The sequence below is a fragment of the Haloarchaeobius amylolyticus genome, assembly GCF_026616195.1.
In the GTDB taxonomy this organism is placed as follows: domain Archaea; phylum Halobacteriota; class Halobacteria; order Halobacteriales; family Natrialbaceae; genus Haloarchaeobius; species Haloarchaeobius amylolyticus.
The window spans coordinates 2,319,683-2,341,283 of sequence record NZ_JANHDH010000001.1; the positions used below are offsets into that span (position 1 = coordinate 2,319,683).

General features: G+C 69.2%; 19 protein-coding genes. 11 read left to right on the forward strand and 8 right to left on the reverse strand.

Annotated elements, in window-relative coordinates:
• The first annotated feature begins 25 nt into the window (after nt 1-25).
• The 8 genes from NOV86_RS12015 to NOV86_RS12050 all read left to right on the forward strand — a co-directional run bounded on the left by NOV86_RS12015 (nt 26) and on the right by NOV86_RS12050 (nt 9,460).
• Nucleotides 26-1,303 (forward strand): MFS transporter, encoded by a 1,278-nt coding sequence (locus tag NOV86_RS12015; protein WP_267641636.1) that lies wholly within the window; start codon nt 26-28, stop codon nt 1,301-1,303.
• A 50-nt stretch (nt 1,304-1,353) separates the two neighbouring features.
• Entirely contained in the window at nt 1,354-2,226 is an 873-nt protein-coding gene (locus NOV86_RS12020; protein ID WP_267641637.1) for a winged helix-turn-helix domain-containing protein, read from the forward strand.
• Nucleotides 2,227-2,315: 89 nt separating this feature from the next.
• Nucleotides 2,316-3,668, forward strand: coding sequence for an MFS transporter (locus tag NOV86_RS12025; RefSeq protein ID WP_267641638.1), 1,353 nt, complete (start codon nt 2,316-2,318; stop codon nt 3,666-3,668).
• Nucleotides 3,669-3,844: 176 nt separating this feature from the next.
• A complete protein-coding gene (locus NOV86_RS12030; protein ID WP_267641639.1) occupies nt 3,845-4,399 on the forward strand; it encodes a KH domain-containing protein in 555 nt (184 codons plus the stop codon).
• A gap of 243 nt (nt 4,400-4,642) precedes the next feature.
• Nucleotides 4,643-6,331 (forward strand): thermosome subunit alpha, encoded by a 1,689-nt coding sequence (thsA, locus tag NOV86_RS12035; RefSeq protein ID WP_267641640.1) that lies wholly within the window; start codon nt 4,643-4,645, stop codon nt 6,329-6,331.
• Nucleotides 6,332-6,502: 171 nt separating this feature from the next.
• Nucleotides 6,503-7,390: a hypothetical protein gene (locus NOV86_RS12040; RefSeq protein WP_267641641.1), complete on the forward strand. Its 888-nt coding sequence runs from the start codon at nt 6,503-6,505 to the stop codon at nt 7,388-7,390.
• Between the two features lie 169 nt (nt 7,391-7,559).
• Nucleotides 7,560-8,408, forward strand: coding sequence for a hypothetical protein (locus NOV86_RS12045; protein ID WP_267641642.1), 849 nt, complete (start codon nt 7,560-7,562; stop codon nt 8,406-8,408).
• 59 nt (nt 8,409-8,467) lie between these two features.
• On the forward strand, nt 8,468-9,460 hold the full coding sequence (locus tag NOV86_RS12050) for an ornithine cyclodeaminase family protein (RefSeq protein WP_267641643.1): 993 nt from the start codon (nt 8,468-8,470) through the stop codon (nt 9,458-9,460).
• 40 nt (nt 9,461-9,500) lie between these two features.
• On the opposite strand, the gene NOV86_RS12055 is transcribed toward NOV86_RS12050, so the two are convergent.
• Together NOV86_RS12055 and leuS (NOV86_RS12060) are read right to left on the reverse strand one after the other, a co-directional pair.
• On the reverse strand, nt 9,501-9,716 hold the full coding sequence (locus tag NOV86_RS12055; protein ID WP_267641644.1) for a DUF7535 family protein: 216 nt from the start codon (nt 9,714-9,716) through the stop codon (nt 9,501-9,503).
• A 69-nt stretch (nt 9,717-9,785) separates the two neighbouring features.
• Complete coding sequence (gene leuS, locus NOV86_RS12060; protein WP_267641645.1) at nt 9,786-12,668, reverse strand: leucine--tRNA ligase; 2,883 nt, start codon at nt 12,666-12,668, stop codon at nt 9,786-9,788.
• 149 nt (nt 12,669-12,817) lie between these two features.
• On the opposite strand from leuS (NOV86_RS12060), the gene leuS (NOV86_RS12065) reads away from it, so the two are divergent.
• Complete coding sequence (gene leuS, locus NOV86_RS12065; RefSeq protein WP_267641646.1) at nt 12,818-15,484, forward strand: leucine--tRNA ligase; 2,667 nt, start codon at nt 12,818-12,820, stop codon at nt 15,482-15,484.
• A 390-nt stretch (nt 15,485-15,874) separates the two neighbouring features.
• Here the strand turns inward: leuS (NOV86_RS12065) and NOV86_RS12070 are convergent, their stop codons facing one another.
• The 3 genes from NOV86_RS12070 to NOV86_RS12080 form a co-directional block, all read right to left on the reverse strand.
• Nucleotides 15,875-16,294, reverse strand: a complete 420-nt coding sequence (locus NOV86_RS12070; protein ID WP_267641647.1) for an Hsp20/alpha crystallin family protein — start codon at nt 16,292-16,294, stop codon at nt 15,875-15,877.
• A 252-nt stretch (nt 16,295-16,546) separates the two neighbouring features.
• Nucleotides 16,547-16,822 carry a DUF7521 family protein gene (locus NOV86_RS12075; RefSeq protein ID WP_267641648.1) on the reverse strand — a complete coding sequence of 92 codons (276 nt, stop codon included), beginning with the start codon at nt 16,820-16,822 and terminating at the stop codon, nt 16,547-16,549.
• 2 nt (nt 16,823-16,824) lie between these two features.
• Entirely contained in the window at nt 16,825-17,175 is a 351-nt protein-coding gene (locus NOV86_RS12080; RefSeq protein ID WP_267641649.1) for an ArsR/SmtB family transcription factor, read from the reverse strand.
• Between the two features lie 112 nt (nt 17,176-17,287).
• Here NOV86_RS12080 and NOV86_RS12085 point away from each other — a divergent pair, with 112 nt between their 5' ends.
• Together NOV86_RS12085 and NOV86_RS12090 are read left to right on the forward strand one after the other, a co-directional pair.
• Entirely contained in the window at nt 17,288-18,073 is a 786-nt protein-coding gene (locus NOV86_RS12085; protein WP_267641650.1) for a plastocyanin/azurin family copper-binding protein, read from the forward strand.
• An 81-nt stretch (nt 18,074-18,154) separates the two neighbouring features.
• On the forward strand, nt 18,155-18,898 hold the full coding sequence (locus NOV86_RS12090; protein ID WP_267641651.1) for a plastocyanin/azurin family copper-binding protein: 744 nt from the start codon (nt 18,155-18,157) through the stop codon (nt 18,896-18,898).
• Between the two features lie 21 nt (nt 18,899-18,919).
• Here the strand turns inward: NOV86_RS12090 and pheA are convergent, their stop codons facing one another.
• The 3 genes from pheA to lpdA all read right to left on the reverse strand — a co-directional run bounded on the left by pheA (nt 18,920) and on the right by lpdA (nt 21,600).
• Nucleotides 18,920-19,726 (reverse strand): prephenate dehydratase, encoded by an 807-nt coding sequence (pheA, locus tag NOV86_RS12095; protein WP_267641652.1) that lies wholly within the window; start codon nt 19,724-19,726, stop codon nt 18,920-18,922.
• 55 nt (nt 19,727-19,781) lie between these two features.
• Complete coding sequence (locus NOV86_RS12100; protein ID WP_267641653.1) at nt 19,782-20,048, reverse strand: DUF8593 domain-containing protein; 267 nt, start codon at nt 20,046-20,048, stop codon at nt 19,782-19,784.
• A gap of 91 nt (nt 20,049-20,139) precedes the next feature.
• Complete coding sequence (lpdA, locus tag NOV86_RS12105; RefSeq protein ID WP_267641654.1) at nt 20,140-21,600, reverse strand: dihydrolipoyl dehydrogenase; 1,461 nt, start codon at nt 21,598-21,600, stop codon at nt 20,140-20,142.
• Between the last annotated feature and the right edge of the window lies 1 nt (nt 21,601).

Consider the following 21,601-nt stretch of genomic DNA (forward strand, 5'->3'; position numbering starts at 1 on the left):
CGGGTCCCGTGGCGTCCCCTCCGGTATGACACTCCTCCGGAACCACTCGTTCGCCCGGCTGTTCGCCGGGCGGCTGGTGACGAACATGGGCGACAGCCTCTACTTCGTCGCCGCGATGTGGCTCGTCTACGACCTCACGGGCAACGAGTTCTACTCGGGGCTGGCCGGCTTCCTCACCCTCGCGCCGAGCGCGTTCCAGGCGTTCGCCGGCCCCCTCGTCGACCGCTGGGACCTCCGCCGGCTCCTCGTCGGCACCCAGCTCGTCCAGGCCGTGCTCATCCTCGCGGTCCCGGTCGCCCACGCCCTCGGTCTGCTCACGGTCTGGGTCGTCCTCGTCGTGATGCCCCTGCTCTCGCTGCTCAACCAGCTGGTCTACCCGGCCGAGTCCGCGGCGCTGCCCCGCGTGGTCGAGAAGGACGAACTGGTGCAGGCGAACTCCCTGTTCGCGATGGCCTACCAGGGCGTCGACGCGGTGTTCAACGCGCTCGGCGGCCTGCTGGTCGCGGCCTTCGGGGCGGTCGCCATCTTCGTGTTCGACTCGGTGACGTTCCTCGCGGCGGCCCTGCTGTTCGCGTCGGTCCGGCTGCCCGCGGCGGACGGCCCAGCCGAGGCGTCGACCGCCGCGGCCGACAGCGACGCGGTCGCCGACGGCCTCGTCACCGACGGCGGGGCTGGCGCGGAGCGCGGCTACCTCGCGGAGTTGCGCGAGGGGTTCGCGTTCGTCCGGGGGACCATCCTGCTCACGATGCTCGGCGGCTCGCTCGTCATCAACTTCACCTTCGGCGCGACCATCGCGGCGATGCCCGCCTACGGGGACCTGCTCGGCGGCGCGGGGGCCTACGGGCTCCTGATGGCCGGCCTCGGCGTCGGGATGCTCGTCGGCTCGCTGCTGGCTGGCCGGTTCGGCGACCGGGCGTTCGGCCGGCTGACCATCGCCTCGATGGCGGCCGCGGGCGTGCTCTGGACCGTCGCCATCTGGCTCGCCTGGACCCCCGCGACGGTCGCGCTGGTGGCGGTCGCACTCGTCCCGACGGGCATCACGAACGTCCTCATCGTCTCGATGGTGCAGTCGCTGGTGCCCGAGCACCTGCTCGGCCGCGTGATGGCGGTCACCGGCAGCGCCTCGGCGGTCGCGACGCCCTTCGGAGCGCTCGCCGGCGGGGCGCTGGCAGCCGCGTTCGGGCCGGCGATGGTCATGTCGATGGCCGGGGGTGGGTTCCTGTTCCTCGCCGCCTACGTCGCGGCCGTCCCCAGCCTCCGCCGGATGCCGGCGGTCGGCGACGTGGAGACGCTGGCGGCCTGACCGGGCAGACAGGCGACACACCCAAGCGGTCTCCCATCGGTGTCTCACGCATGGACGACGATGCAGCCACGCGTGCCCCCGAGGAGGCCTTCGGGCTGGTGGCGAACGAGACGCGACTCGCCATCCTCCGGGCGCTCTGGGAGGCCGACGACCAGGTGCTCTCGTTCTCCGAACTCCGGGACGCGGTCGGCGTCAGGGACACCGGCCAGTTCAACTACCACCTCGGCAAACTGGTCGGCACCTTCGTCGACAGGGTCGAGCCGGGGGAGGACGGGGGGTCGAACGCCGGGTACGAGCTCCGGTTCGCCGGGTTGACCCTGCTCGGGGCCGTCCTCTCGGGTGTCTACACCCGCGAGACCGAGGTCGGGCCGGTCCCCATCGACCTCGAGTGTCTCGAGTGCGGCGGCCCCCTGTCGGCCCGGTACGAGCACGGCGAAGCCTGCATCGACTGCGACGACTGCGGCGAGCAGTTCATGGGGTACGGCGTCCCCTCGGGCGTCGTCGAGGGCCGCGACCCCGACCGCCTCCCGGAGATCTTCACCAGCTACCTCTACACGGTGATGACACAGGTCTCGACCGGGTTCTGTCCCGTCTGTACCGGCCGCATCTGGGGCTCGGTGTTCGAGAAGGAGGACCGCGGCTACTACGCGCGCTACACCTGCGACCGGTGCGGCCTCGAACTCACCTCGTTCCTCGGTGGGGCGGTCCTGACCCACCCGGTCGTCGTCGGCTTCCTCGCGGACCACGGCATCGACATCCGGACGGAACCGTTCTGGCAGTTCGACTGGTTCGACGCGGAGAACGCCACGGTCACGACCGAGGACCCCCTGCGCGTCGACGTCACGTTCGCCATCGACGACGAGCGACTGATTCTCACGCTGGACGAGTCGCTCGCCGTGGTCGAGACGCACCGGGAAACGTAGGAGAAGTTACAGAAGAGAACATCTGTATCGCACCATACAGAAATGTAATTCTGATTACCTATATGGGCGTGGCGGACGGGCGTACAGGTATGCGAACGCTCTTCCGGAACCGCGACTTCGCCCGGCTGTTCGCCGGGCGGGTCGTCACGAACGTCGGCGACAGCCTCTACTTCGTCGCCGCGATGTGGCTCGTCTACGAACTGACGGGCAACGCGGCCTACTCGGGTATCGCCGGGTTCCTCGTCCTCGCACCGGGTGCCCTCCAGGCCTTCGCCGGCCCCCTCGTCGACCGCTGGAACATCCGCCGGCTCCTCGTCGGGACCCAGCTGGTCCAGGGCGTCGTCATCGCCGCGCTCCCGGTCGCCGACCACCTCGGCTACCTCTCGGTCTGGCTCGTCCTGACCGTGATGCCCCTGCTCTCGCTGCTCAACCAGCTGGTCTACCCGGCGCAGTCGGCGGCCCTGCCCCGCATCGTCGAGAAGGACGAACTCGTGCAGGCGAACTCGCTGTTCTCGCTGGCCTACCAGGGGAGCGACTCGGTCGCCAACGCGCTCGGGGGCGTCCTCATCGCGGTTGTCGGCGCGACGACCCTGTTCGTCGTCGACTCCGTGACCTTCGCGGCGGCGGCCCTGCTGTTCGCCACGGTGACCATCCCGCCCGCCGAGGCCGCCGAAACCAGCGATGCCGGCGAGCGTGAGGCCGACACCCTGGCGTCCGAGGCCGGCGAGCCCGGGGAGGACGGCCCCGCCAGCCCGGCCGTCACGGACGGGGGCGAGGACGACGACAGCACGGAACCGGGGTACTTCGACGACCTCCGCGAGGGGCTCGCGTACATCCGCGGGACGGTCCTCGTCCCGGTCGTCGCCGGGGCCGCGTTCGTCAACTTCGCGGCCGGCGGGTCCATCATCGCGGCGATGCCCGCCTTCGCGGACACCTTCGGCGGGGCCGGCGCCTACGGGTTCCTGATGGCCGCCGTCTCCGCGGGTTCGTTCGTCGGGGCCTTCGGGGCGAGCCGGGTCGACGACCGCGCCTTCGGCTGGACCTCCATCCTCGCGTTCGGCCTCGGGGGCTGCTTCTGGTTGCTCGGGGTCGCCGCGGCCGCCTACACCGGGAGCCTGCCCGCGACCGTGGCCCTGTTCGCCCTCTCGTTCGTCCCCATCGGGGTCAGCAACGTGTTGCTCTCCTCGATGGTCCAGTCGGTGGTCCCCGAACACCTGCTCGGCCGCGTCTCCGGGGTCCTCGGCAGCGCCGCCTCGGTCTCCATCCCGTTCGGGGCGCTCTTCGGCGGGACGCTGACCGAGGCCGCCGGCCCCTTCGTCCTCTTCGTGGCCGGCGGGGTCGGCCTGCTGGTGCTCGCGCTGTACTGGACCGCCAACGCGGGCCTGCGCGAGCTGCCGGCGGTCGGGGACATCCAGACGTTCTCGACGGCCGGCGCCGAGTGAGTTCTCGGCGCCTCGGCCCGGCACACGCCCCCCGCCTCGGCCCGCCAAGCGACCCCCGCCTCGACCTGCCCTGCACTCCCCCGTACCGGCCCGCCAGCACCCCGATTTCGTGCGGGCCAGAGACACGGTACCGCGACTGCCGAAGCCTTAAACCGCCGGGAGACATAGCGTCGGCCATGCAGCACGTGAAGATTCCGCAGGACCGCATCGGCGTGCTGATCGGTGAAGGTGGCGAGACGATGCGACGGATCGAGAACCGGGCCGGTGTCAGACTCGACATCGACTCCGAGAACGGCTCCGTCGCCATCGAGCAGGTGGGTGACCCCATCGACGCGCTGAAGGGCCCGGACATCGTCCAGGCCATCGGCCGCGGCTTCCCGCCCGAGGACGCGCTGTCGTTGCTCGACGACGAGATGCGCATGTTCGACCTCATCGACATCGACGCTGCCGCGCGGAACAAGCGAGACCTGAAGCGAAAGAAGGGCCGACTCATCGGCGAGAACGGTCGGACCCGCGAACTGATGGAGGAACTCACCGGCTCCAGCGTCGTCATCTACGGCTCGACGATGGGCGTCATCGGCGACCCGGAGCAGGTGCAGATCGTCCGGGAGGCCGCCGAACGCCTCCTCGACGGCGCACCCCACGGCTCGGTGTACTCGTTCCTCGAACGCAAGCACAACGAACTGAAGCGCAAGGGCATGAACTTCCACCGGTACCCCGGTGGGACCTGAGTCCGGTCGTCCCGTCGCTTCGACGCCACCGAAACCGCACGACTGCACGCCGTTTTCGCGGTCTTCCCGTCCACGCTCCGAGACGCATCGCCGGATTTCGGCCGGACTCGGCGCTGTCGCACGGTGGTATATAAACGTAGTGTGTGTCTCTGTCCCACACGGCTCGTCTCGGCCTCCTGACGCGGATGTAGCAACCGTCACAGAAAGCTTTATGTAGAATCACATTCAATCCATCGAGTGACCATGGCACAACAGATGGGCGGTCAGCCCCTTATCGTTCTCTCGGAGGACAGCCAGCGAACGTCCGGACGTGACGCGCAGTCGATGAACATCACGGCCGGCAAGGCCGTCGCCGAGTCCGTACGGACCACACTCGGTCCGAAAGGGATGGACAAGATGCTCGTCGACTCCACCGGCGAGGTCGTCGTCACGAACGACGGCGTCACCATCCTGAAGGAGATGGACATCGAGCACCCGGCGGCCAACATGATCGTCGAGGTCGCTCAGACCCAGGAGGACGAGGTCGGTGACGGCACCACCTCCGCCGTCGTCGTCTCCGGTGAACTCCTGAAGAAGGCCGAGGACCTCCTCGAGCAGGACGTCCACGCGACGACCATCGCGAACGGGTACCGCCAGGCCGCCGAGAAGGCCAAGGAAGTGCTCGCCGACTCCGCCATCGACGTCGACGCGGACGACCGCGAGTACCTCGAGAAGATCGCGGCGACCGCGATGACCGGCAAGGGCGCCGAGTCCGCGAAGGACATCCTCGCGGAGATCGTCGTCGACGCGGTCCTGGCCGTCCAGGACGAGGACGGTGTCGACGCCGACAACATCAAGATCGAGAAGGTCGTCGGCGGTTCCACCGAGAACTCCGAGCTCGTCGACGGCGTCCTCCTCGACAAGACGCGCGTCCACGACAACATGCCCTTCTTCGTCGAGGACGCCAACGTCGCCGTCCTCGACGACGCCCTCGAAGTGCGTGAGACCGAGATCGACGCCGAGGTCAACGTCACCGACCCCGACCAGCTCCAGCAGTTCCTCGACCAGGAGGAGAAGCAGCTGAAGGAGATGGTCGACAACCTCGTCGAGGCCGGCGCCGACGCCGTCTTCGTCACCGACGGCATCGACGACATGGCCCAGCACTACCTCGCGAAGGAGGGCATCCTGGCCGTCCGCCGCGTCAAGGACTCCGACGCGAAGCGCATCGCCCGTGCCACGGGCGCTCGCGTCGTCTCCAGCGTCGACGACATCGAGGCCGACGACCTCGGCTTCGCCGGCAACATCAGCCAGCAGGACGTCGGCGGCTCCGAGCAGATCCTCGTCGAGGACGTCGAGGACGCCAAGTCCGTCACGCTCCTCCTCCGCGGCGGCACCGAGCACGTCGTCGACGAGGTCGAGCGTGCCATCGACGACTCGCTGGGCGTGGTCCGCACGACCATCGAGGACGGCACCGTCCTCCCCGGCGGCGGCGCACCCGAGGTCGAGCTCGCGCTCGCACTCCGTGACTTCGCCGACTCCGTCGGCGGCCGCGAGCAGCTCGCCGTCGAGGCGTTCGCCGACGCGCTCGAGGTCATCCCGCGCACCCTCGCCGAGAACGCGGGGCTGGACTCCATCGACAGCCTCGTCGAGCTGCGCTCGCGCCACGACGGCGGCGAGTACGCTGCCGGCCTGGACGCCTACACCGGCGACGTCATCGACATGGAAGAGGAAGGCGTCGTCGAGCCGCGCCGCGTGAAGAGCCAGGCCATCGAGTCCGCCACCGAGGCGGCCGTCATGCTCCTGCGCATCGACGACGTCATCGCCGCGGGCGACCTCTCCGGCGGTCAGGTCGACCCCGACGACGGTGGCGACGCAGGCGGCCCGCCGGCCGGCGGCATGGGCGGCGGTATGGGCGGCATGGGCGGTATGGGCGGCATGGGCGGTGCGATGTGAAGCCCGTCTAGGTAGCACATTCCCCACCCCACTGCACCCGACCCCCGAACCGCCAGCTGACCGACGCACTTCTTTCGACGCTGTCCCGTAGCTGCAGCACCCCGAGCTGACGCTGAAAGCGATATTTCAGCCAGTAGAAAGTACTTACCAGTCTGCTCGTTCTGTCCGAGTATGCGCCGCCGTGCCTTCCTCGCGTCCCTCGGAACCGCCGTCGCGACCGCCGGCTGCCTCGCCGGGGGCGACTCGCCGGGGACCGACGACCGGACGCCGACCACGGGAACCGACCCGACGACCACCCCGCCCGGGACCGACCGGCCGCCGGCCCCGTTCACCGACACGCTCACCGTCGGGGACACGACGCTCCGGTTCGCCGGGCCGGTCGTCCAGCACTCGTACTTCCGGCTCACGACGCCGGACTCGATGGCGGTCGAGGTCGCCGACGGGCAGTTCTGCTTCGTCGGTGTCGCCGTCGAGGACGGGTCGCCCCCCGACCCGGACGCCTTCGCCCTCGTCGTCGGCGAGGAGACGTACGACCTCGGAACCGAACTCGGCGAGCGCGTCCCCTACAGCGTCCCCGTCGCGGCCGGGGACGGGCGGCCCTACCGGACCGACGAGGGCGCCGGCTGGGTCGCCGCCGACGTGCCCGCGCCCATCGACGAGGCCGAGCCACTGCTCCGGGTGTCGGTCGGGGAGGAGACGCACGACGTCACGCTCCCCGGGCACGCCGCGGACACGCTGGGCGACCCGGCGCCCGCGTTCACGTTCGGTGAGGTCTCGGCGCCCGAGTCCGTCGCCGCCGACGAGCCGATTCCGGTCGAGGTTCCCGTCACGAACGAGGGCGACGGCCCCGGGACGGCCCGGGTCGTCGTGAACGAGACGGGACCGATGTACGCGCCACACCAGCTGGAGACGGCGCTCGACCCCGGCGCGTCGGAGACGCTGACCGGCTCCATCGACACCCACATGAACGCCGGTGACGGTACCGGGACGGTCAGTTTCACCGTCCTCGCGCCCGGGCTGGAGTCGAGCCACAGCGTCACCATCACGGGGTCGGCCTGACCGATGGCCGCCATGACACGTTCGCGCGTCCGCCCCGGGACAGCAGCCTCGCAGGTTCGCGGCCTGCTGTCGGCGGTCCGTGCTCGAGAGGCCGTCTGCCGGACGTTCACGGAACCGAGAGAGTCGAGGATGTACAAAGCATTTACCCGTGCTTCCAGATAGCCCACTCGTGCAACGCCGCCGTACATATCTCGCCGCAATCGGGACATCGATTGCGACTGCTGGCTGTTTCGGCTTCGGAGACTCCGACGGAGAGACCGACGGGACCACCCCCCACCCTACCGACACCCCCTCGGGCCCGTCCGTCACCGCGTTCGGCGACCCGCTTACCGCCGGGCGGGCGTCGGTGACGCTCTCCAAACCCGCCGTCCAGGACTCGTACTTCGCCCGCCTCTCGGAGAACGCCGCGGGCGTGATGGCCATCGAGGGGAAACGGTTCCTCTTCGTCAACGTCGAGTCGACGGGCGACACCGACCCGAAGCTCGAGGACATCCGGTTCGAGGCGGGCGACTACTCGGCCCGCGCCTGGACCGCCTACGAGTCGATCGCGGCCGCCGTCGACCCCACGGGTGAGGCCCCCTACACCCCGGAGAACGGCAGCGGCTGGGTCGGGTTCGCCGTCCCGGCGCCGCTCGAGGAGGACCACCTCATCACCCTGTCGGTCGGCGGCCAGACCGCCCGGACGCGCCTCCCCGAGCAGGGCCGGGCCGCACTCGCACAGCAGATCGCCGCGTTCGAGGTCTCGAACTTCTCCGCGCCGGAGTCGGCCTCGCCGGGCGACACCATCACCGTCTCCGTGGACGTGAAGAACACGAACGGCACGGCGGGGACGTTCCAGGGCGTCGTGAACGGCCCGGACCCGAAGCTCTTCGAACTCGCCATGGACGCCGGCACCGAGCAGACGTGGTCGACCGAACTCACGGCGAAGGCGACCGACGAGGAGAACACCGAGATGGCCCTCGCGCTCCACGCCGTGGGCACCCGCGAACGAGCCACCGTCTCCCTCGGCGGGAACTGACCGGCCGGCCCCGGCGTCACCGATTCACATAAGTGGCCACCGGCAATATCTGCGGCATAATGCAGACACTCCTCCTGAGCAGCGACGACGTCGACGAGAACGCACAGATGCCCGACGTCATCCGTGCGGTCGAACAGGCGTTCGCGGCCTACGAGCGCGGCGACGCCCAGATGCCCGCGAAGTCCTACATCGACCTGCCGCAGTACGACGGTGACTTCCGGTCGATGCCCGCCTACATGGAGGCCGAGACGTGGGCCGCCGCGGGCATCAAGTGGGTCAACGTCCACCCGAACAACCCCAGAGAGCACGACCTGCCCACCGTCATGGGGACGATGATATACTCCGACCCGGAGACGGCCTTCCCGCTGGCCATCATGGACGGGACCGAACTCACGATGAAGCGGACCGGGGCGGCCGCGGCGGTCGCGACCGACCACCTCGCGGTCGCGGACGCCTCCTCGCTGGGTATCGTCGGTGCCGGCGTCCAGTCCTACACGCAACTCGACGCCATCAGCCAGGTGCGGGACATCGATGAGGTCGTCGTCTCCGACGTGAGCGAGGAAGCCGTCCAGCGGTTCATCGACCGCTACGACGACGAGTTCGACGTCCGTGCCGGCTCCATCTCGGAGGCGGGCCACTGCGACGTGCTCTCGACGGTGACTCCGGTCGAAGACCCCATCGTCTCACCCGACGACCTCGGCGAGCACACCCACGTCAACGCGATGGGTGCCGACGCCGAGGGCAAGCACGAACTCGCCGACGAGGTGCTGTTGAACGCCAAGCTCGTCATCGACGACTACGACCAGACGACCCACTCCGGCGAGATCAACGTCCCCTTCCACGCGGGCGTCCTCGGCGACGACGACATCTACGGCGAGATCGGCCAGATCGTCACGGGGAAGAAAGCCGGTCGCACCGCCGACGACGGGGTGACCGTCTTCGACTCGACGGGCCTCGCCATCCAGGACGTGGCGACCGCCCACGTCGTCTACGAGCACGCCGACGAGAACGACAACGGGACGCCCTTCGACCTGCTCGGGCTCGGGAACTGACCGTCAACTCGTCAGGCCGTCTCGCCGGGCCGCGTCGGTTCTACTGCGGCCGCAACGACTCCAGTCCCTTCGCCAGCAGCCAGACCAGCGCGATGACCGGGAGGACGGGGAGCAGGACGACGACCAGTAACGCGAGCATGACCAGCCCGACCGCGGACATGTCCCGGTTCGGTCGCCCTCGCGGCAGCTCCGTCACCGTCCGGAGCGCTTGCCGTGCTGTCGACACCTGCTCTTCCTCCGAGTCTGCTGTCGCCATGGCAGTATGTACGGTCCCGGCGAGAATAAGCAAGCGCCCGTTACCGCGGCAGGCGGGCCGCCTGCGCGGTCAGTTCGCCTCCAGGTCGATGCTCGGCCGGAAGGGGACCGCCCCCGCGTCCGCGTCCTCGCCCTCGGTCTCGACGACCACCTCGGCGTCGAACTCGTCCCCGACGAAGCCGGCGGCGGCCTCGTACACCGCGGCCTCGTCGATGTCGGCCAGCTGTGCGAGGCGGTCGTCGTCGGTCTCGCGGACCAGCTCGACCAGGTCCTGGACAAGGTCGTTCACCGCGTTCCCCTTCTCGCGCAGGGCCGGGTCGCTCATGACCTCGCTCATGACCGCGCCCTGGTCCGGGCCGACCGCCTGGACCGTCTGGAACACGTCGTGCTTCCAGTCGGCCGCGACGGTGACGCGGACCACGTCGGGGTCGGCCTCGGGCACGGCCTCGGCGGCGTTCTGGAGCGACTGCTGGATGCCCTTGATGTCGTCGGTGAGGCGCTCGACCAGACTCTCGGCGGCCACGTCCCGGGGGCTGCGAAGCGACTCGTCGACCTCGGGCCAGGGGGCGTCCTCGGCGGGCGTCCCGGTCAGCTGCTCGTGGAGCTCGTTCGCCAGGAACGGGACGAACGGGGCGAGCAGGCGCAGGCGGGTCTCGAGGACCTTTCGGAGGGTCCACCGCGCACCCGGTCGGTCGGTGTCGGTCCGGCGGCGGTACCAGCGCAGGTCCTCCTCGAAGTTGTAGAAGGCGGCCTGCGAGGCGGTCCGCGTCTCGAAGCGGTCCATCGCCTCGGTGACGGTCGCGACGGTGTCCTGCAGGCGCGAGAGGAGCCAGCGGTCGACCTGTTCGAGGTCGCGCTCGCCCGCCGGCGCCGAGATGGTCTCCTGGGCGCGCCGCCAGAACCGGTCGAGCTGGTCACGCGTGCTCGACACCTGTTCGGCGCGCCAGTCGTAGTCCTGCCAGGGCTCGGCCGAGTTCATCAGGAAGAACCGGACCGTGTCCGCGCCGTACCTGTCGATGGCCTCGCCCGGGAGGACGACGTGGCCCTTCGAGGAGGACATCTTCTCGCCCTCCAGCAGCCCCATCCCCATGACGGTGATGCCCTGTGGCCACTGGGACTGGTCGAACAGTTCGGCGTGGTGGAACAGGTAGAACGTCAGGTGGTTCGTGACGAGGTCGTTCCCCGAGCAGCGGTAGTCGACCGGGTACCAGTAGTCCCACTCCTCGCGGAGGTCGAGGGCGGTCTGGCTGGGGTCCTCGACCGCCTCGCTACCGTAGAACAGCGTGTCGAAGAAGTCGTGGTCCAGATCGTCGACCGGCACGTCGTCCAGCCGATGGGCGATGGTGTAGTACGCCATGTAGATGGTCGAGTCCGACAGCGGTTCGATGACGAACTCGTCGTCCCACGGCAGCCGGGTGCCCAGCCCGTAGTTGCGGATGCAGGGCCACTCGTTCAGCCAGTCGATGGTGCGGTCGTACTGCTCGCGGGTGTTCTCGGGGATGGCGTCGAGGCCGGCGACGACCTCGTGGGCCTTCTCCTTCCAGGCCGCGTCGTTGTAGCGCAGGAACCACGTCTCCTGCTTGGCCACCTCCACGTCGCCGCCGCAGCGACAGACGACCTCCTCGGTGAACTCCTGCATGGTCGCGAAGGCGGCGTCGGCGAGGTGCTTCTGCTTGAACGCCTCGCGGACGTCCTCGACGACCTCGCCGGCGAACTCGCCGTACGCCTCCAGCAGTCGCCCCGAGTGGAACTCGGCGTTGTAGAGGTCCTGCGTGACCGCCTTCAGGTCGGGGTCCTGGCTGTCGGTGATGCCTGCGTCCTCGACCGCCGACCTCGCCGGCACCTCGCCGTAGCCCTCGATGTCGAGGATGGGGACCGGTTCGATGGCGGCGACCTCGTCGGCGTCGATGCCGTAGGTGGCCATCTCGCCGGCTGCTGCCGCCTCCTTGGCCTCCTGGAGCGCCAGGTAGTCGTCGGGGGAGTGCGCCGGGACCGACATCACGACGCCGGTCGCGTTGTCGGCGTCGACGAAGCCCGCCGGGAGCACCAGCACGTCGTCACCCGTCACCGGGTTCTCGACGCGCTTGCCGACGAGGTCCTCGCCAGCGTACTCGTAGCGGACCTCGACGTCGTGGCCCTGCAGGTCGAGCTTCTCGGCCGCCTGCTGGGAGACGAACCAGAACTCGTCGTCGACCTCCGCGACCACGTACTCGGCGTCGGGGTCGACGAAGGCGTTGGTCACCCCGCGGACCGTCTCCGGGCGCAGGGTCGCCATCGGGACGATGACGTCCGCACCGTCCATCTCGGCGCCGAACTTGACGAGGGTGTACTCCTGGAACTCGGCCTCCTCCCCTTCGAGGATGTCGTGGGTCGTCACCGGCTGGCGCTCCTCGGTGCAGTACTTGACCGGGTGCAGGCCCTTCTCCAGCAGCCCCCGGTCGCGCAGCGTCTCGTACTGCCACGTGATGAACCGCGAGTAGCGCTCGTCGTTCGTCGTGAACTCCCGGCGCCAGTCGATGGAGAGCCCGAGCTGGCGCATCCCCTTCTTGTAGTGCTCCTCGATGAAGTGGCGGGCGAACCCCATCGGCGTCTCCAGGTCCTCGAGGGTCTCCTCGGAGACGTTGTACGTGTTCTTCAGGACGTCGAGTTGCTTCGCCTCGCCCTTCTTCAGGCGCTCGACCGCGCCGATGATGGGCGTGCCCGTGACGTGCCACGCGATGGGGAACAGCACGTTGTCGCCCTGCTGGCGGCGGTACCGGGCGTACACGTCCGGGACGGTGTAGGTCCGGGCGTGCCCGATGTGCATCCCGCCGCTGGGGTAGGGGTACGGGACCGTGACGAAGGTCGACTCCGCGTCCGCGTCTGCGTCCGGGGCCGGCGTCGCCTCGTACCGACCCGCCTCGGCCCACCGTTCGCGCCACCGCTCTTCGAGTGTCTCGGGGACGTACTCCATACCCTTCGGTTCGCGTGGAGACGATAAAAAGGCAGGCGGGGGGCAGGGTGGACCCGGCCGGCTCCTCCCCGCGGAACCGACCAGTCGGTCGCTGTCGGATTGAAAAGCCTTTCACGCTGCGTATCTTCGGCTCAGCCAACGAGATATCCATGCAGCGACAGCAGGGGTTCGACCACACACGAATCGAGCGACGATGGCAGGAGGCATGGGACGACGCGGGTGTCTTCCGCGTCGATGACGACGCGACCGACCCCGAGTACGTCCTGGCGATGTTCCCGTACACGTCCGGCCAGCTCCACATGGGCCACGTGCGGAACTACGCCATCACGGACGCCTACGCCCGGTACCAGCGCCTGCAGGGGGAGGACGTGCTCCACCCGATGGGCTGGGACTCCTTCGGGCTCCCCGCCGAGAACGCGGCGAACGAGCGCGACACCAACCCCCGCGAGTGGACCGAGCGCTGCATCGAGCAGATGCGCGAGCAGTTCGAGTCGCTAGGCTTTGGCTACGACTGGGAGCGCGAGGTCAAGACCTGCGACCCGGACTACTACCGCTGGAACCAGTGGCTCTTCTCGCGGTTCAAGGAGGCCGGGCTGGTCGAGCAGAAGGCCAGCGAGGTCAACTGGTGTCCCTCCTGCGAGACGGTGCTGGCGGACGAGCAGGTCGAGGGCGACGACGAACGCTGCTGGCGATGTGACACCCCGGTCGGCGAGCGCGAACTCGACCAGTGGTTCTTCCGCATCACCGAGTACGCCGACGAACTGCTGGAATCCATCGACGACCTCGACGGCTGGCCGACGAACGTCCGGGACATGCAGCGCAACTGGATCGGGCGCACCGAGGGCGCCGAGATTCCCTTCACCATCCGGACGCCAGACGGCGCGGAGGACGTGACCGCGTTCACGACCCGGCTCGACACCATCCACGGCGCGACCTACTTCGCGCTGGCCCCGGACCACCCGCTGGCCGAGGCCGCCGCCGAGCGCGACGAGGACGTGGCCCACTTCGTCGAGGAGGTCGCCGACCCCGAGGGCGACGAGCCCCAGGGCGTCGAGACCGACCTCGTCGCCGAGAACCCCGCGACCGGCGAGGACCTGCCCGTCTTCGTCGCCGACTTCGTCCTGAGCGACGTGGGGACTGGCGCGCTGATGGCCGTCCCGGCCCACGACGAGCGCGACCACGCCTTCGCGCAGTCCCACGACCTCCCCATCCGGCAGGTCGTCGCGCCCGAGGAGGACGAGGATACCGAGGGCGAGGTCGACATCGAAGAAGCAGCATACACCGAGGACGGCGTGCTCGTCAACTCCGGCGAGTACGACGGCCGCACCAGTGCCGAGGCCCGCGAGGAACTCACCGCGGACCTGCCCGGCGCCGCGTCCGCCGTCCAGTTCCAGCTGCGCGACTGGGGCGTCTCCCGCCAGCGCTACTGGGGCACCCCCATCCCCATCGTCCACTGCGAGGAGTGTGGGCCCGTCTCCGTGCCCGACGAGGACCTGCCGGTCGAGTTGCCGGAGTTCGTCCACACGACGGGCAACCCGCTGGACGCCGCCGAGGAGTGGAAGCACACCGAGTGTCCCGAGTGTGGCGCAGACGCCCACCGCGAGACGGACACGATGGACACCTTCGTCGACTCCTCGTGGTACTTCCTGCGCTTCATCGCGCCCGACATGGATGACGCACCCTTCGACGTCGAGCGCGCCAACGACTGGATGCCCGTCGACGAGTACGTCGGCGGCATCGAGCACGCCGTGATGCACCTGCTGTACTCCCGGTTCGTCACGAAGGCGCTCGCCGACCTCGACCTGCTGGACCATCGCGAGCCCTTCGAGACGCTGGTCACGCAGGGCATGGTCCTCGGCGAGGACGGCGCGAAGATGTCCAAGTCCAAGGGTAACGGCGTCTCGCCCGAGCGCATCGTCGAGGAGTACGGCGCCGACACCGCCCGCCTGTTCGTCCTGCGTGCGGCCCGCCCGGACAAGGACTTCCCGTGGAGCGAGGAGGGCGTCCGCTCCAGCCACGAGTTCCTCCAGCGGCTCTACCGGCTGGCCGAGGACGTGGACATCGACGCCGAGGCCGACACCGAGAACCCGGCCGCGGCCTACGTCTCCCGCGAGATCGACGCGACCATCGCGGCCGCCGCGAGTCACTTCGACGACATGCAGTTCAACCTCGCGACCCGCGAGATCGACGAACTCGTCACGCTGCTGGTGCGCTACCGCGACCGCGACGACGCCGACGCCGGCGTGGTCGCCCGTGGCGTCGAGGCCGCCGTCAAGATGCTCGCACCCATCGCGCCCCACGTCTGCGAGGAGGCCTGGGAGGAACTCGCCGGTGAAGACGCCGGCTTCGTCGCCACCGCCGCGTGGCCCAGCCCCGAGAGCGACGTGACCGACCACGAGCGCGAGCGCACCCTCGTCGAGAACACCCGCGAGGACGTGCGCCAGATCATCGACGTGGCCGGCATCGAGGACCCCACCGGCATCGACGTGGTCGTCGCCCCCGAGTGGAAGCACCGCGCCCTCGAACTCGCCATCGAGGCCGACGACGACGTGGTCGGCTCCGTGATGCGCGACGAGGAACTCCGCAAGCAGGGCAACGCGGCCGCCGACTTCGCGAAGGACCTCGCCGCCGAACACCCCGGCCTCTCCGAGGCGCTCCCGCCCGAGCGCGAGCGCGCCGCCCTCGAACGCGCCACCTGGCTCGTCGAGGACGAGTTCGGCGTGCCGGTGCAGGTGCTCGCGGCCGAGGAGGCCGACGACGGCGTGGCGAAGAAGGCCCGCCCGGGCCGCCCCGCCATCCAGGTCCACGAGGACTGAGCCGCGACTGTCGGGTTTCTGTTCTCTGCCGGTTCTTCGGTCTGGCGCGTGGCCTGACTCGTCGCCGAGCACTGCGAGGCGGCGAGACCGACTCGCGCGAGGGACGACCGGAGCGATAGTGGAGGGAGTCGGCTGGGGAGGGCGTGGTGCGGTCGCGGTGCTGCGCGGTTCGGTGTGGTTCGGTGCGGTTCGGTGCGGTTCGGTGCGGTTCGGTGCGATTCGGTGCGATTCGGTGCGGGGCGGTCTCCATCTCCATCGGCGCGAGTTCGCTGCTCGTCGCCACCTGCACTGGTCGCGGGCGCCGCAGCCGAACAGCCCACGACGGTCATAGTCAGGCTCGAAACGACCGGGCCGGACGACACAGACGGGAAAAAACAGTCGAGACGCGAGTCAGTCGATGATGTCGATGGTGTGGCCGTCGTCGTCCTCGGCGTCCTCCTTCGGGAGCCGGACGGTCAGGGCGCCGTTGGTGAAGGAGGCCGTGATACCGTCCTCGTCGACGGCCTCGGGGACCCGGATGCTCCGGCTCACCGACTGGCGGCGCTCGCGGTGGATGTAGCGCCCCTCGTCTTCGTCCGCTTCGTCACTCTCTTCCTCGCGGGACGCGTCGAGGTGGAGTGTCCCCTCCGAGAACGTCAACTCGATGTCGTCGGTGGTGAACCCGGGCAGGTCGGCGACGACCTCGTACTCGTCGCCGTGGTCCTGCATGTCGATGGGGACCGTCTCCAGCGAGGACATCCCGGTCTGCTCGAACTGGCGGCCCATGCGGTCGAGCATCTCTTCGAGCTCGTCGAACGGATTTCGTCGCATCACAGGCGACTGATACGGTCGCTGATACCTTAAAACCGACTCCGGTCGGCGCCCTGTCGTCTGCTCGTGAAGTGTTCAGCCGGATGCGTGTTCGACGGCCCGACACGACCCCGATACGTACATATCTGCTCGCGTCGTACGCGTGGGTAGGCGGCGATAGCCGACAGGAAGGGGGAGTTGGCAGCCGCCCCGCTGCTCATTCAGGCCCCCACGCCGATTCATCGGCGTGCGGGGCAATGCTTTTCAGACCGGTCAGAACGAGGCGTTCCCGTACAGCGAGTAGAGGACGAACAGCATCCCGACCGCGACGACGACGGTCTGGACGAACCCCGCGAGGAAGATCGACCAGCCGACCACGTCGAACAGGACGCCCTCGATGACCGCGCCGATGCTGATGATGGCGAAGCCGATGGCCACGAACAGCATCGCTGTGCTGCCGTGTACCCGGTACCCCCGGAACGCCTGGTACGCGATGAGTAGCCCCAGTACCATCGTGGCCGTCTTGGCGATGACGAGTTCGATGTGCATGATTACGAGTTCTTGATGTCCTCCCACAGCCGCGTGAACCGCCAGGCGGCGTCCTCTTTCACGTCGAGGTCGATGGCGAAGTGCCCGTCGTCCAGTTCGAGTTCGAGCCCCTCCAGTGCCGCCTCGTAGACGTTGACGTGTGATCCGTCGTCGTCGATACGGGTCCCCTCGACGAGCAGGTCGTGCTCCAGCAGGTCGTCGACCCGTCGGTAGACGGTCGACCGCGAGGAGCCACACACCTCGCCGAGTTCCCGCGCGGAGTGTGGCCGCTCGCTCGTCGCCGCCAGGATGTCCCGAACGTACTCGTCGCCGAGCAGTTCGAGCACGGCGTCGGCGTCCTGCTCGTCGGACACGTACAGAGATTTCCGGCCCGTATATAAAACGATGGGCGTTCTGCACGCTCTGCAGATAGGCCGAGCAGGTTTTTCGGGGACGGTCCTACACCCAGATGGAGGCACCCCCACGATGACAGACTCCCCTTCCCCCGCGACCCGTCGTACCGTGCTGAAAGCCGCCGGCGGCGCGTCCCTGCTCGCACTCGCCGGCTGTCTCGGCGGCGACGGCGCCGGTGACGCGACAAGTACCGACACCACGGCCGACGAGCAAGAGAGCACCGACACCACCGACGGCAGCGGTGAGAAGAACGACGAGCAGACCGACGATGGGCACGACCACGGCCACTCGGGCGCCCCCGAGTCCCCCTCGAAACAGGCCACGGTCACGATGAAGACGACCGACTCGGGCCAGCACTTCGACCCCCACGTGGTCTGGGTCGAGCAGGGCGGCACCGTCACGTTCGACCTCGAGAGCGGTGCCCACTCCGCGACCGCGTACGCCCCCGCGAACGACAAGCCACGGCGCATCCCCGAGGACGCCGAGAGCTGGGACAGCGGCACGCTCTCGGAGACCGGCAAGACCTTCGAACACACGTTCGAGACCACCGGCGTCTACGACTACTACTGCATCCCGCACGAGGGCATGGGGATGCTCGGTAGCGTCATCGTCGGCGAGCCGGACACCGAGGGCCAGCCCGGCCTGACCGAGCCGCAGTCCGAGCTCCCGGAGGGCGCGCGCTCGAAGATCACCCAGCTGAACGAGACGTGCATGGAGGTCCTGGGTGGCGGGCACCACGACGGGACCAGTACTGGCACCGACGACGGGCACGACCACGACGAGACGAGTACTGGCACCGACGACGGGCACGACCACGACGAGACGAGCACCGGGACCGACGACGGGCACGACCACTGACGACCCCGTCCCCGATTCTCACCTGCTGATACCCAGCAGCACCCCCTTCTCGCGGAGCCTCGTACCTAGTGACGAAGAGCCATGCATACCCACACGAGACGGGCATTCCTGCGAGCCGCCGGGCCGGGCGTCCTGCTGGCCCTCGCCGGGTGTCTCACGGAGGCGCGCCCCGGGGACACGTCCACGGGCACCACCACCCGGACGGGCGAGACGTGGGCCGGCCCGCACCACAGGGGCCCCCACCACGGCGAGGAGTACGGCCCACATCACGAGGGCGGTCACGGTCCCCATCACGGCGAGGAGTACGGCCCACATCACGAGGGCGGTCACGGCCCACATCACGGCCATCACCACGGCGACGGCACGGACCGCGGTCCCGTCTCCGCGCCGACCGCCCCGAGCGACGGCGCGACCGTCCGGATGGTGACCGATTCGGCGGGGACCCGCTTCGACCCGCCCCTGGTCTGGGTGACGCCGGGGTCGACCGTCGCCTTCGAGCTGGCGAGTGGGGTCCACTCGGCGACGGCCTACACCGCCGCCAACGGCCAGACGGACCGGGTTCCGGCCGGAGCCGCGTCCTGGGATAGCGGGACGCTCACCGAGGCGGGCGCGACGTTCGAACACACCTTCGAGCAGGCGGGCGTGTACGACTACTACTGCATCCCGCACCACGCGCTGGGGATGGTCGGGACCGTCGTGGTCGGGCGGCCGTCGCTCGCGGACCAGCCCGCGCTTACGGCAGGCCAGTCGGGCATCCCCCGGGCGGCCCACGAACGACTCGAAGAACTGCACGCGGCGGTTCGAGAACTGGTCACCACCGCCTGAGGGCGTCGCGACCCCGGGCGGTCACTCCAGTACGTGGCGCACGTCGTAGGAGCCGAGCACCCGCACCCAGCCGTTGCCGGCGATGTCCTCGATGACCGAGAGCGCCGACTGCGTGCGGTCCTCGTACAGGCCGGCGTCGACGTCGATGTGGAAGACGTAGTCGCCGAGGCGCTCGCCCGAGGGCCGGGACTCGATGCGGCTCAGGTTGATGTCGCGGTCGGCGAAGGGCTCCAGCAGTTCGAGCAACAGCCCGGGGTAGTTCGTGTTCGGGTAGACGACGAAGGAGGTCTTCCCGCCGGCCTCCGAGCGTTCGGCCGGCGGCGCGACGACGAAGAAGCGGGTCGCGTTCGAGGTGCGGTCCTGGATGTCCGCGGCGAGCACCTGTACCGTCTCGTCGGCGGTGCCCGGGTGCGCGATGGCCGCGACGGTCTCGTCCTCGCGGGCGTGTTCGACTCCCTGGGCCGTGCTCGCGACGGGTTCGCGCTCGATGCCGGGGTAGTTCGCGTCGAGGTACTCCCGGCACTGTGCGAGCGCCTGCGGGTGGCTCGCCACCGTGTCGAACGTCTCGGACTGGGCCAGCAGCGCGTGGCGGATGGGCGTGACGACCTCCTGGACGACCGCCACCTCGTAGGTCGCGAGGGCGTCGAGCGTCTCCGTGACGCTACCCTCGATGCTGTTCTCGATGGGGACGACGCCGCGGGCGGCGTCACCCTCGGCGACGGCCTCGACGATGCTCGTCACCGATTCGCGGAACGACACGTCCTCGGCGACCGCGCGGGCGGCACGATGCGAGTACGTGCCCGCGGGTCCCAGCGTGACGACTGTCATGGCTGGCGGTACACCGCCCCCGCGGAAAAACACGTCGGGGACACAGACGGGACAGTCACCACCGTGGGCGCGACTCCGGCGACTGCATGGTCTGCAGGGTCAGGCGGTCGGGTCCATCGAAAGAGGCGACGTGCGACGGCTCGATGACGCAGCGTTCACGTCCGACCTGGTCGATGGCGTGCCGGACGCGACTGGCGGGGAGTCCCCGGTCGAGGTCGACGAACGCCCGGCCGTCCTCGACGTGTTCGATGCGTCCGACCAGCTCACCGTCCGCGGTGAAGACGTGCTTTCCCTCGTCGCTGCGCCGGAAGGCGCGAGGCATACCAGTCGGTTGGAGTTCGGGGGCCTTCTGGTGGTTGCCTAATTCTGTTTGGTCGTCGGTGTGGCGACCCGAAAAGTGACCGTGTCGTCGCTTACCGGTTCAGCGTGTGGATGGCGTGGCCGAGCGCGTTCTCGGCGGCCTCCATCACGGCCTCGGCGAGCGTCGGGTGGGTGTGGACCGTCGCGGCCACGTCCTCGAGTGTGGCACCCATCTCGACGGCGAGCGACAGTTCGGCGATGAGTTCGGAGGCCTCGGGGCCGACGATCTGGGCGCCGAGCAGGAAACCCGAGTCCTCGTCGGCGACGACGCGGACGAAGCCGTCGGTCTCGCCCGTCGAGAGGGCGCGACCGCTGGCCTGGAAGGGGAACTTGCCCGTGACCGGGTCGAAGCCCTCCTCTTCGGCCTGCTGCTTCGTGAGCCCGACCGTGCCGATCTCGGGGTCGGTGAACACCGCGGCGGGCATCGCCATGTAGTCGAGGGCGGCGGGTTCGCCGGCGATGAACTCGGCGGCGACCTGCCCCTCCTTCGAGGCCTTGTGCGCGAGCATCGGCTCGCCGGCCACGTCGCCGATGGCGAAGATGTTCTCGACGTTCGAGCGGGCGCGGTCGTCGGTCGGGATGAAGCCGTTGTCGTCGGTCTCGACGCCGGCAGCCTCGAGGTTCACCGTGTCGGTGACGGGCTGACGGCCGACCGCGACGAGCACCTTGTCACAGTCGAGTGCGAGCTCCTCGGCCTCGGCCTCTGCGGCCTGGCCGCCGTCGGTCGCGGCCGGGCTGGCGGTGACGGTGATGCCGCGGCCGTCGGCGCGCTCCTCCCAGTCCGAGGCGGAGTAGCCGAAGTGGAAGTCGATGCCGAGGTCCTCGGCGTGCTTGCGGACGATGCGGCTGATGTCGTCCTCGTACGGCGGGAGCACGTCGTCGAGCATCTCGACGACCGTGACGTCCGTGCCGAGCTTGGCGTAGACGGTCGCGAGCTCCATGCCGATGTAGCCCGCGCCGACGACGACGAGTTCGTCCGGGATCTCCTCCAGTTCCAGCGCCTCCTTCGAGGAGAGCACGTGCTCGCCGTCGAACTCGAAGCCGGGAATCTGGATGGGCCGCGAGCCGGTGGCGACGATGGCGTGCTCGAACTCGATGGACTCCGAGCCCTGGCCCTCGCCACTGTGGACGATGCGGACCTTGTCGTTGCCGGCGAACTCCGCGGTGCCCTCGACGAGGTTGACGCCGTTGGCCTTGCAGAGCTTCTCGACGCCGCCGGTGAGCTGGTCGACGACGCCGTCCTTCCAGTTGACCATCTGCGAGAGGTCCACGGCCGGGTTGGCATGGATACCCATCTCCTCGGCGCTGCCCGCGTCGTGGGCGAGCGAGGCGGCGGTGATCATCGCCTTCGACGGGATGCACCCGCGGTTCAGGCAGGCGCCGCCGTAGGCGTCCTTCTCGACGAGCGTGACGTCGAGGCCGAGTTGCCCGGCGCGGATGGCGGCGACGTAGCCGCCCGGTCCGGCACCGATTACCAGTACGTCCGTTCCTGTCGTGACGTCTCCAACGACCATG